General features: G+C 46.8%; 10 protein-coding genes. 7 read left to right on the forward strand and 3 right to left on the reverse strand.

Annotation, left to right across the window (positions count from 1 at the left end):
• The first annotated feature begins 21 nt into the window (after positions 1–21).
• The 6 genes from L7H18_01140 (at position 22) to recA (ending at position 8,915) form a co-directional block, all read left to right on the forward strand.
• Positions 22–3,246: a hypothetical protein gene (locus tag L7H18_01140; protein UMX48133.1), complete on the forward strand. Its 3,225-nt coding sequence runs from the start codon at positions 22–24 to the stop codon at positions 3,244–3,246.
• A 5-nt stretch (positions 3,247–3,251) separates the two neighbouring features.
• Positions 3,252–3,761: a hypothetical protein gene (locus L7H18_01145; protein UMX48134.1), complete on the forward strand. Its 510-nt coding sequence runs from the start codon at positions 3,252–3,254 to the stop codon at positions 3,759–3,761.
• A gap of 142 nt (positions 3,762–3,903) precedes the next feature.
• Positions 3,904–4,368, forward strand: coding sequence for a hypothetical protein (locus L7H18_01150; GenBank protein ID UMX48135.1), 465 nt, complete (start codon positions 3,904–3,906; stop codon positions 4,366–4,368).
• A 232-nt stretch (positions 4,369–4,600) separates the two neighbouring features.
• Positions 4,601–5,095 (forward strand): hypothetical protein, encoded by a 495-nt coding sequence (locus L7H18_01155; GenBank protein ID UMX48136.1) that lies wholly within the window; start codon positions 4,601–4,603, stop codon positions 5,093–5,095.
• Between the two features lie 42 nt (positions 5,096–5,137).
• Positions 5,138–7,420: a DNA translocase FtsK gene (locus L7H18_01160; GenBank protein ID UMX48137.1), complete on the forward strand. Its 2,283-nt coding sequence runs from the start codon at positions 5,138–5,140 to the stop codon at positions 7,418–7,420.
• A gap of 439 nt (positions 7,421–7,859) precedes the next feature.
• Positions 7,860–8,915: a recombinase RecA gene (gene recA / locus L7H18_01165; GenBank protein ID UMX48138.1), complete on the forward strand. Its 1,056-nt coding sequence runs from the start codon at positions 7,860–7,862 to the stop codon at positions 8,913–8,915.
• 71 nt (positions 8,916–8,986) lie between these two features.
• Here recA and rpsR read toward each other — a convergent pair whose 3' ends face one another.
• The 3 genes from rpsR to rpsF all read right to left on the reverse strand — a co-directional run bounded on the left by rpsR (position 8,987) and on the right by rpsF (position 10,562).
• Entirely contained in the window at positions 8,987–9,172 is a 186-nt protein-coding gene (gene rpsR / locus L7H18_01170; GenBank protein ID UMX48139.1) for a 30S ribosomal protein S18, read from the reverse strand.
• 159 nt (positions 9,173–9,331) lie between these two features.
• Positions 9,332–9,838: a single-stranded DNA-binding protein gene (locus tag L7H18_01175; GenBank protein ID UMX48140.1), complete on the reverse strand. Its 507-nt coding sequence runs from the start codon at positions 9,836–9,838 to the stop codon at positions 9,332–9,334.
• A 130-nt stretch (positions 9,839–9,968) separates the two neighbouring features.
• Positions 9,969–10,562 (reverse strand): 30S ribosomal protein S6, encoded by a 594-nt coding sequence (gene rpsF / locus L7H18_01180; protein ID UMX48141.1) that lies wholly within the window; start codon positions 10,560–10,562, stop codon positions 9,969–9,971.
• Between the two features lie 157 nt (positions 10,563–10,719).
• Here rpsF and L7H18_01185 point away from each other — a divergent pair, with 157 nt between their 5' ends.
• Positions 10,720–12,135 (forward strand): phosphomannomutase/phosphoglucomutase, encoded by a 1,416-nt coding sequence (locus L7H18_01185; protein UMX48142.1) that lies wholly within the window; start codon positions 10,720–10,722, stop codon positions 12,133–12,135.
• The last annotated feature ends 53 nt before the right edge of the window (positions 12,136–12,188 follow it).

The raw sequence follows: 12,188 nt of genomic DNA on the forward strand, positions 1-12,188 counted from the left end.
GTGATTTTCATAATTCTGCGTATGAAAAGAAACGCCAATCGCCATAATCGTTTTTTAAATTTTGGATTGGCCGCGCAAGCGGCCATTTTGGCGTTGGTGCTGTTGTCGGTATCGTTCTTGCCGCGCGTTATTTTTGCCGCCACATTCACCGTTGCGCCGGATAGCGAATACCAAACCATCCAATCCGCGATTGGCGCGTCGAGCAATGGCGATACGGTTTTGGTTGCGCCCGGAGTTTACCGCGAGAATGTGGCTTTCGGGGGCAGGATTATTTTAAAAGCTGAAAATGCTGCGCCGGGCGCCACGGTTATCGAAGCCGTTGATCCCGCCGTGTCGGCGATCACGGCGGCGGGTCCGGCTGAAATCAACGGCTTTACCATCCGCGGCGCGACCAACAGCGCCGGCATCCGCTTGAATTACGGCGCTTGGGAAGCCAAGATTAGCAACAACATCATCGAATCCAATCTGGATGGAATATATATCGTGAACTATGGTTCCGGCAATTCCGAAATCACCCGCAATATCTTCCGCGACAATACCGGATATGACATCAATCTGCCGGCGGAATATAACTCGTCGGCTGGAGTGAGTACTCAAAGCGCCGGCAACATTATCTATCTGAATGATTTCTACGGCACGCTGTATCCCTACCAAGACTATGTCAATTACTGGAATTCGCAAGAAGAGCTTGGCTATAAATATCAAAACAAAATTTATCGCGGCAAACCGGGCAATTACCAGCCCCAATGCCAAACGGAAGATCCGGACGGCGACGGCATTGGCAATGCCGCTTGCCCGATCGGCGGCTACACCGACAGTTTCCCGCTGGTCCAACCGTTTGAAAATTACGAGATTGCCGGCGGCAAAGACAAATTCGTCTATGTCGCTTTGGGCGATTCCTACCAATCCGGCGAAGGCGCGGGGAATTCCATTGAGGGCGCCGAAGAATATCTTGCCCGCGGGTACGAGCAAGGCACCTATACCGACACATTGATTGCCGGCGACAATTCTTGCCATCGCGCTCTGCAAAACTATGCCAAAATCAACAAAAACAAATTCCATCCCGAATTGAACGACGAAGATATTGTTTTGATCGATTTAACCTGCAGCGGCGCAAAGATTGAAAATGGAAGCCAGCCGCCGGTGATCGGCGATATGGCCGCCGATCAAATTGCGCCCGATTCACAGCTTCAACAAGCATTGAACAAACTGAATGACGCCGGGTTAACTCCTGCTGATGTGGACTTGGTTACCGTTGGCATGGGCGGTAACGGTGCCGGATTCGTAGAAATTATCCAAGCTTGTCTTTTGCCCAATATCTTGCGCAAAGCGTTACAGGAATATCCCAATCCTCCGGCGGAGATCAAAACTTTGGTGGATATGTTTGCTTCGTGCAAGAATATTGACGATAATTTATTTGACAGCAATGCCGCGATCAACGCGCTTTATGCCAAAGAAGTTTGGGCGCAAAATAAAATTTTGCAAACTTTTGCCAAGGCCCGCGTGATTCAAGCGGATTATCCCGACATTCTTCCCCGAAACACCAAATCGCTTTCCTATTGCGGGGGTTTGCGCAAAGAAGACATCGGCTATGCCCGCGGGAAAGTGAATGCCATCAATGAAAAAATCAATCAAGCAAAGCTTGCGGTTGCGCAAAGCAATCCGCGGCTGGAGCTGGCAAGTTTGCAAAGTTCTTTGGGCGGCAACGCTCTTTGTCCGGCCAATGCCGCAACCGCGTTGGCAAATGGCGTCAAAGAAGCCAACCTTAACGCCGAAATCAGGCGACTGCTCAATCTTGACGGCAACGGCGACGCGCAGTCCCGCGCGCTGATTGATAACTTGTTGGCGGCGTATAATTCTTGGAAGCAATGCTTGGGTGTTCACTTGAATGTATTTGACGGTGGCGCGGATTGCGATACGGGAGAGGCGAAAAGGCAGCTATATTATTATTGGCAAAACATAGAGCAGTATTTGAAAGATAGACTTAATAATAAATTATTACCTAATTTTATTGAGCCAGAGCAAGTTAGCAGTGAGAATAGTGAAATACGCTATGATCGCTCAAAAGGATTATTCCATCCCAATGCCAAAGGTTATGATGTTATCGCTTGCAATATTCTGGCCGCGTACAACAAAACCGGCGCGGAGGATTGCTTGTCCTCCTCGGGCCAAGCGGTGATGGACGCGGTTAACGGGGTTTTGATTAACAATGTCCCGATCGATATTTTACCCGGGCAAATGATGAGCCTCTATTTGGGCGGCTTCACTTCGGGCGCGATTGTTCCAATAGTGATTCTTTCCGAGCCCCAAAAAATCGGAGAAGCGACTGCCGATGAAAACGGGATTATTGACACGGAAATTCTATTGCCCGAAATGAGTCCCGGCGCGCATACGATTGTTTTGGAGAGTCAAAATGACGCAGGGGCGGGCATTGCCAAGCAATTTCGGGTGAATTATCCGGGATTGCCGCGCGCGGGAGAGAGTTATGGCATTTATTTTGACAATGTTGCCGCCGGCGCGGGAGAAGAGATTAACATTATCTACGGCGGCGCGGATTTTGGCAGTTTGACTTCCGACGAAGACGGCGGGGTCTTCGTGGAATTGCCGGTCTTTGAAGGCCAAGAGCTGTTTCAAGCAATGGCAAAAAATCAAACCACGGGAGAAGTTTTGCAAACAAGCGCCGAAGTTGAAAAGCCGCGCCAATCCTTGCGGTCGCTTGCCGTCAAAACCGCTTTCATCAAATGGCAAAAAGCGAAAAATAAAAATCAAGAATTTGCCATTGCCGGGCAATTTGAATTGCCGCGAGATTTTTCAAAAGACAATTTGGCGAAAAACATAGAGTTAAAATTGATTTTTTCCGGCGGTAAAACTGCCGTTGCCAGTTTAAGTTTCAAAGAAAACAATATCTTTTGGAAATATGAAAAATTGGCCGCCGCGCAAAATCTGAAAATCAGCCGCGCGATTGTCTATTGGTCGCCGGAGAAAAAGTTCTGCGGCAACAGCAAAATTTGCGCCGCCGCGCTCAAAAACAAAAATTGGTTCTATCTGCAAGGCGAGCTGGAAAATCTCGGCTTGGAAATTGATAAAACCGGCGAGATGGAAATTGAGATTGTCCTGCCGGCAAGGATCGCCGACTTGGCCGGCAGGCAAAAATTGCCGATGAAAAAAATCGGCAATCAAAGATTTTACAATTCCGCTTGGCCGTTGAGTTTTTGGCCGCAAAACTTGGAAAGTTTCTATAAATAAAAAATATGAACAAAAAATTAAAGGTGGTTTTGCGCATTATTCTGATAGTAATTGCGGTGGTGACGGTTGTCGCGATGATTGTGTTGTTGGCGATGTTTAATCAGTTAAAACAGGGAGTAATTACGCCTTTAGCACCACTAGGATTAGAGACCTTGCCTTGCGAGCCAAAGAGCCAAGTTGAGCTTGGTTCGCCATACACCGGCGGAGAAACTGCTGAGTTTTCAACAAGCGGAAGTGATTTATATTTTATCGCGAGGTATTTTCATCATGGCGGTATTTTGGATCTTAAAAAATATACAACAGGGGTCTATGTTGGGTTATTAGAAAAAAAACCAATATGGGATACTCAAAGAAATATAATCAGCAATATTTCTATGGAAATTAATTTTAGTGAAGGGTATTATGGCACATTAACTTTGCCTGCCGGCCGTTATTGGCTTTGGTCGGGGTCGGGGGACATTGTGATTTATAGTTGCGAGGAGGGCGGGGTGAGCGATCCCAAGCCGGTGCGGTAGGAAATAAATTTGTTTTGGTCGGGGCGGTTGGTTTTTACGCCGAAAACAAAAAAGCAAATGATGTTTTAAGTTTTTTACAAAGAGAGGGGGTGAACCCGCTCTTAGGTATTCGCGGGAAAATAAAACAATAATCAAATAAAATATGTTTTTATCAATTGATCCGGACATAGATATCAAAGCCGCCTTTGTTTTGTTGATTATCTGCGGTTTTTTCGCCGCGTGGCTTTTGAAGAAAACAAAAAATGTGTTTGTTTCGTTGGCGATGCTGTCGGTTTTTGCAGATTCTATTTTTTTGTTGTATGGGGATTCAATGATATATGGTGTTTATTCAATTGAATGGTTATTTAGCTTTTCATTTTTTGTTTGGCCAGTAATAAATACGATATTGGTACTTTTTTTAGTCAAAAATAAACTTTTTATTGTTTGGTGGGTTTCTTTCGCGATAAATTCAGTCCTTGCTTCCTCTTTCGCTTGGCGGATACCATTTTATTGGTTTACTTTATTTGCTTTAAATATTTGGCCGATGGTTGATTTTATTTTGTTTGCAATTATCGCAGCTAAGCTTTTGCATGATCCAAACAAGTTTTTAAATCTTTCAAAGAAGTGATTTTGTTTTTGGGTCTGTACTACGCATTTAATTAGTCTACTTGATTTATGGACTATGGAGGCAGAAAAGTAGGGGAAAAGTTGGGGAAATTTTATTTTTATTTTTGTATTAGTAGGGGTATTGATTTGCTGGTAAAAGAGATTCAAAAATCGGCGGGCAAGGGGATCAAAATCGATATCGTAAATTTGTTGGTGGATTCGTTGAAATACATTAAAATAAGATTGGGAATAAAATGAACAAAAAAATCAAAACCACTGTAATAGCCGCGGCCATTCTGGGATTGCTGGCGTTGATATGGTTTTTCGCCGCGGACTATCTGTTTGTGTTCATTCTTTCAAAGATTTTCCCGCCCGGCCCGCCGGCGCCGACAACGCAACTGCTTCCCTGCGACGGCAATCCGGCCAGCCAAGTGGAGTTGGGGTATCCTCATGAAGGTGGGCCAGTTGCGGAGTTCGTTACATCCGGTGAACCAATATATGTTATTGCGCGGCGATTTGAACATTCTGGGATATTTGGGTCATTTAGAGGATCTACTGCCATCAATATAGGGAATGTAGCTATTTTGCCGTCATACGATGAAAGGAGGAATACTATTACTAATTCATTTAAAAATATAAGTATAAAGGAGAAGGATTTTGGCGAGGTTGATTTGCCTGCCGGCCGTTATTGGCTTTGGTCAAGCGCGGGGGCGATATCGTGGTCTACAGTTGCGATCCCAATGGCGTGAGCGATCCCAAGCCGGTAAAATAATTGTTATTAAACTTTGCGTATGAAAAGAAAATCGAATCGAAATCATAAAAAAAATAATTTTCATTTTGAGCTGCCCGCTTCAATCAAATTCCCCGGCCAAACCGGGCGGTGGGCGGCGGGTATCGCGCTGATTGTTTTGGCGCTGGTTTTGGCGTTGGGATTTTTTGGGCTCGCGGGCATGGTGGGCAATTGGTTCGTCGCGATGCTGGCGGCGGCGGCGGGCGGCGCGGTGTTTGCCTTGCCTTTTGTTTTGTTCTTCGCCGGGATAATTTGTTTTTCCCGCCGGCAGGAACATTTCGCGGGACCGCTGGTTTTGGCCGGAATTCTATTTTTGTCGGGATTGAGCGGGTTGTTGGCGAATTATGACATTACCGCCCGCAACGGCGGCAATATCGGTTATTATTTGGCATTGCCGATGTACAACCTGTTTGGTTTTTGGGTGGCAATGATTTTTTATGCCGGAGTTCTGGCCGCGTCCGCGTCGATTTTTTGGTGGCTTTTGGGACAGCCGATGCCGGATTTTTCAAAATTGGAGTTTAAAGTTTCTTCGGCAAAAAAAGAAAAGCGGCCGGTTTTGGCGAATGCCAAAAATCCGTTGTCGACGAGCGGCATTTTTAGAAACCAAAAAACCGATACCAAAACGACAATCAATTTGCCCAAATTCACCAAATTTGATGTCAAGAAAACGGTTACCAAGAACGATAAAAGCGAAAGCGGGGCCGGGCAAAAAGCCGCCGGGGCGCGGAGCGCGCTGATTGCCAAGCTGCAGTATAAAACTCCGTCGATCGATCTTTTGGACAAGCGCGATTCGGCGCCGCTGGCGGGCGATACGGCCCAGAACGCGGCGATCATCAAAAAAACTTTGGAAAATTTCGGTATTCCGGTGGAGATGTCGCCGGAAATTATTGTCGGTCCGTCGGTAACGCAATACGCGCTAAAGCCCGCCGAGGGCATTAAGCTTTCCAAGATTACCGCGCTTTCCAACGATCTTTCGCTGTCGTTGGCCAGTTCTTCCATCCGCATCGAAGCGCCCATTCCGGGCAAATCTTTGGTCGGAGTTGAGGTTCCGAACAAAAGCCGCGCGGGCGTGGGTTTGCGCGACCTTATTTCCAACGACCAATTCCAGCAGTCGCCTTCCAATTTATTGCTTGCTTTGGGCAAGGATATTTTGGGCAGTCCGATCTATGCCGATATCGCGCGCATGCCGCACTTGCTGGTGGCGGGCGCGACCGGCACGGGCAAAACCATATTCTTGAATAGCGTGTTGACGGCATTGCTGTATCGCAACCCGCCGGAAATGTTGCGCTTGATTTTGGTTGATCCCAAACGCGTGGAAATGCGCGGTTATAACAAACTGCCGCATCTTTTAACCCCGGTGATTTTCGATGTGAACAAAACTATCGGCGCGCTCAAGTGGGCGATCGCGGAAATGGACCGCCGCTTTGATATTTTGGGCGAAAAAGAATCGCGCAATATCGGCAGTTATAATGAAAAATGCGCCAAGGACGGCGACGAACCTTTGCCTTATATCGTTTTTGTGATTGATGAAATGGCGGATTTGATGGCCACCAAGGGCAAGGAAATCGAAGCCGGGATCGTGCGATTGGCGCAAATGGCGCGCGCCGTGGGCATCCATTTGATTGTGGCGACCCAGCGTCCAAGCGTGGAAGTGATCACCGGTTTGATCAAGGCGAATATCACTTGCCGGGTGGCGTTTCAAGTGGCGTCGCAAATCGATTCACGCACGATTTTGGATATTTCCGGCGCGGAAAAATTGCTGGGTGCCGGCGATCTGTTGTTTATGTCGGCCGAGTACCCCAAGCCGAAACGGATTCAGGGACCTTATATTTCCGAGAAAGAAAGCAAAAAAGTTTTGGACTGGATCAAGGAGAACAATCCCCAGCCGGAATTCAAGATCGAAGACGGTGTTTTGGAAAGCTTGGTTATGGGCGAGGCCGGCCGGGAATACAACGGCAATGGCAGTATGTTCAATGTTACCGAATCCACCGGCGAAGGGTTTGGCGATGATCCGATGTATGAACAGGCAAAAACAGTGGTGGTGCAGGCGCGCAAAGCCTCGGCGTCGTTTTTGCAGCGCCGGTTGCGCGTGGGTTATGCCCGCGCGGCAAGATTGATCGACTTGCTTGAAGAACGGGGAGTGGTTGGCGCCGGCGATGGCGCCAAACCCCGCGATGTCTTGGTTTCCGCGATTGACGCGGGAATACAAACTCCGGGAGGGATGTCGGGCGATGTCAATGATATCGAAGGCGGCCAAAGCGATGACGGCTGGCAGAAAGTTTGATTTGTATTCGACTTTGAATTACAAAACTAGCGTTTGGGGAAATTTGACTTCAGCTTTTGGGAAGTCAATTTTCACCAAACGCGGCGGTAACCGCGCGAATTCTGAAATCAAATTTCCACGATTACATTGAAAATTGATTTCAAAATTCGCTTTGCATGATTTTCCAATTTCAAAACGGGCGCCCGCCCGTTTTTTGATTGGAATAAAACAAAAAGAGGAAATCTAAATTTTATCATCCGACATATAAATATTTTTAATCATTTACAACAGGTTCCTCGACAAATGTATATCATAAAAAACTACTTTTGTCAAGATTGGTGGATGGGCAAATAATCGGTATAATCAATGATACTGCGACTTACCGCGGCACATTTTAGCGTAAAATATTACCTAATTATTTCGAACATTCGAGTTTCGAATATTCGAACATTGAAAAACTATGGCTTTTAAAAAACAAAAACTTTCCGAGAGCGACAAAGTGCTCGCGGGACGATCCGAAAAAAGAAAAAGTTTGCAGGCGGCGCTGGATGATATTCGCGAGAAGTTCGGCGAGGGCGCGATCATGACATTGAAAGATGTCAAAGCGGTTGATGTCGATGTCATTCCCACCGGCTGTATTTCCCTTGATATGGCTTTGGGCGTGGGCGGAATTCCGCGCGGCCGCGTGATTGAGATCTATGGTGGCGAGTCAGCCGGGAAAACCACATTGTCTTTGCATATTCTGGCCGAAGCGCAAAGAAAGGGCGGAGTGGGCGCGTTTGTCGATGCCGAACACGCGCTGGATCCGGAATACGCGCGGCGCATTGGCGTCAATGTTAACGATCTTTTGATTTCCCAGCCGGATTCGGGAGAGCAAGCATTGCAAATAGTGGAAACTTTGATGAAATCCGGGCAGGTGGATATTATTGTTATTGATTCGGTGGCGGCGCTGACTCCGCGCGCGGAAATCGACGGCGAAGTGGGCGATCAACAGATCGGGCTGCAGGCGCGGTTGATGTCGTCGGCGTTGCGCAAGTTTTCCGCGATCGCGGCCAAAACCAATACAATAGTTATTTTCATCAATCAGACGCGGATGAAGATCGGCGTAATGTGGGGAAATCCCGAAACCACGCCGGGGGGAATGGCGTTAAAGTTTTACGCTTCGGTTCGCATTGAATTGAAACGGATCGGCCAGTTGAAACACGGCGAGGAAATTATCGGCAATCGCGTGAAAGCCAAAATCGTGAAGAATAAAGTGGCGCCGCCATTCAAGGTGGTGGAATACGATATTTATTACAATGAAGGCATTTCGCAATTTTCCGATGTGATTAATACCGGTTTGAGTTTGGAAGTGATTAAAAAGAGCGGCACATCGATAATGTTCGGGGAACAAAAGCTGGGGGTGGGCATGGAACAGTCAAAAAAATTTTTGCGCGAAAATCCCGAAGTTTTGGAAAAGATAAAATCCGAACTGAAAGTCAAGATTGACGCCACTTTTGACGATTTCAAAGAATAGAGATTGCAAGATTTATGAACACACCGAAAAACGCCCGCTTTAGCGGGCGTTTTTCAGCGTGAAAGTTTGGATTATGGAAGCAGGGCCAGGAAGCGGGCGCGTTTCACTTCGCGCGCAACCATTCGCTGGTGCGTGGCGCACACGCCGGTTTTCTTTTTGGGTTTGATTTTTCCCATTCCGGAAGTGAAATGCTGGAGGGTCTCGGTGTCTTTGTAGTTGATTTCTTGAATATTTCTTTGGCAAAAATAGCAAGCCATAATTTTAGGAAAATTCGAAGCACGAAACTCGAATATTCGAAACAATTTTCAAATTATCAAATGGCCAAATTTTCAAAATGAATCCGTTTGAATATTTGGAAATTTGAACATTCGAATTTGTTTCGGATTTCGAACATTCGGATATTCGGATTTAGCAGTTTAGAAAGGGATGTCCTTTACATTGATGTCGCCGTCTTCTTCGATGATCGGGATATCGGTTTCCTCGGGCGCGGATTTGGCCGCCGGATTTGCTTCGCCATAACCTTGGGCGGAGGCGGGTTTCTGGTTGTAATTCGCCGGTGTTTGCGGAGATTGATAGCCGCCGCTTGATTCATTGTTGCGCGGGCCCAATTGCATCGATTCGGCGATGATTTCGGTGCGATAGCGTTTATTGCCCGCCTGATCTTGCCAATCCCGCGTTTGGAGCCGGCCTTCAAACATTGCCAGAGATCCTTTTTTCAGATACTGTCCGGCGATTTCCGCCAGCCGTCCAAAGAGAACCAGATTGTGAAATTCGGTTTTTTGCTGGCGCTGGTTGGTGTTTTTGTCGACATAGAACCGGTCGGTCGCCAGACCGAAATTCGCCACTTGCTGGCCGCTGGGCATGACTCGGATTTCCGGATCGCGCGTGAGCCGGCCGATCAAGAATACTTTGTTTAGATTCATCAAATTAAAATCAAAATGTAAAAATCAAAATGAAAAATGACAATGCAAAATTAAAAATTATTAAATTTTAAAATTTGCCCATTTCACATTTTAAATTGTAATTTTGATTTTTGATTTTTCAATTTACAATTTACTTTAGGATTTCGTCCAGTTTTTCCTCAATGTCGCGCAATTCGGCTTTGATTTTTGTCCGGCGTTTGGGTTTGGCGGGTTTCGCTTCTTCGGAAGCGGGTTTTTCTTCCTTGGTTTCTTCTTTGGGAATTTCGATTTTTTCTTCCTTGGTTTCTTTAATTTCTTTTTCCGCAATTTCCGCCGCGGGTTTTTCCGCCTTTTTTTCTTCCGCCGCGGGGAAGCTTTGCGCTACGGTTGTTTCGATTCCCGCGGACGCGGTTCTTGCCGCGGGCCGTTCGCGCCGCGGTTCTCTTTTCAGCTTTTCCGGGTCATACCAAATTACCAAGCCGCGCAGTATTTCGGGGATCGTGTCGGTTTCTTTTTTAAAATCAACCGCGAACGCCGGTTCGCTCTGAAATAGGATGGTATTAACATAGGCCGCATCTTGTTTTTTAATGCGGTAAGCCAGCCTTTTTTTATAGGATTTGGGCAGGTCGGTGACAGTGCCGTTTTTGGCGGTTATCAGCGCGACCAACTTATCTTGAAGCTTTTTGGCCTCATCCTCGGGCATATCCTGCCGGGTCAGGTAAGTGAACTCGTAATGCTTCATCATATTGCTTTTTTCGGCCATCTGTTAATGGGTCCGGCGTATTTTTGTTGTCGCCGGAGATGGCTTTGATTATAAGCATATATTAGCAACAAAATTCGGATTAGTCAATGTTGGCCACTCTCGGTATTTTTGGTAAAATATAACATAAAAATAAATTCTTATGATTAAAGATAATATCTTTCGAGGTTATGATATTCGCGGTACTTATCCCGACGAGTTGAATGAAAACGCGGTTTATTGGACTACCAAGGCATTTTGCGAGCTTTACCCCGCTTTGCACAAGGTAGTTTTGGCGCGCGATCCTCGTCCCAGTTCGCCGGTGCTGGCCGATGCCGCCCGCAAAGCGTTTTTAGAAGCGGGAATGGAAGTGATTGACTTGGATATCGCGCCGGATCCGTTGTGGTATTTTTCCATATTTCATTATAAATATGATGGCGGTTTGATGATTTCCGGGTCGCATAACCCTTCGCATCATAACGGGCTGACTTACCATGCAAGAAAAACCGCAGATGTCGCCAGCGAGGAGCTGATGGGTGAATCATTGCAGGAGTTGAGATGCTTGGCGCAATCTTTGGAAACAGAGGGTGCAACGGGAAATCCGACGGGGAAAGTTGTCAAAACCGATGTCTCTCAAGAATATATTGATTATATTGCTTCAAGAATAAAAATCAGCCGACCGTTAAAAATTGTTTTGGATACCGGCAATGGCGCGTGCGGTTACTTGCCGGAAAAAGTTTTCAAGCGTCTTGGTTGCCATGTGGAAACAATGTACGCCGATTTTGACGGAACCTTCCCGCATCATTTACCCGATCCGTATGTAGAAGCCAATCGCAAAGATTTGGAAGCCAGGGTTTTGGAAACCGGCGCCGATATGGGTTTTATATATGATACGGACGGCGATCGGGTGGGTATTATCGACAATCGCGGTCGGGCGGCCAATGGCGATGACACTTTGTTGATTTTGGCGCGGCAGGCCGTGGCGCGGAAAAACGGGCTGGTGGTGCATTGCATGCGCGCTTCCAAAGCGCTTATTGACGATATGAATCGCCTTGGCGCGACCACAATGTTTTCGGTTTCGCACCATAATGCCATTCGCGAAAATGTAAAAAAATTCAACGCGGTTTTTGGCGGCGAAATAACTTTTCACTATGCGTTTCCGCAGGATTATTATTTGGTGGACGATGCGATTTTCGCTTCCATTAAATTGGCGCAAGTCGCCGCCGATCAGCCGGATTTTGCCGCGTATGTCGATTCACTGCCGCGTTATAGCGCGAGTCCGGAATTGAATGTCGATTGCGCCGATGATGTGAAATTCGGCGTAATCGCCAATTTGCAAAAATATCTGCGCGACAATGATTATGATTTTATCGATGTTGACGGTGCGCGCATAAATTTTGAACATGGCTGGGCGCTGGCAAGATGCTCTAACACCGCGCCGGTGATCAAATGCAAATTTGAAGGCGAAACCTCCGAAGCCCTGCGCGAAATCGAGCAAACTGCCCTGCCGATATTTAAAAATTGCGGCATTCCCATCACCGAAAAAGATTACCAAACATTGAAATTGATTGAAAAATAAGCCACAGGGGTTCAACCCCTGTTAGACTGTTGGTTATGAGAAACGCCCGGTTT

The sequence above is a fragment of the Candidatus Nealsonbacteria bacterium DGGOD1a genome (assembly GCA_022530585.1).
In the GTDB taxonomy this organism is placed as follows: Bacteria; Patescibacteriota; Minisyncoccia; order Minisyncoccales; family UBA5738; genus UBA5738.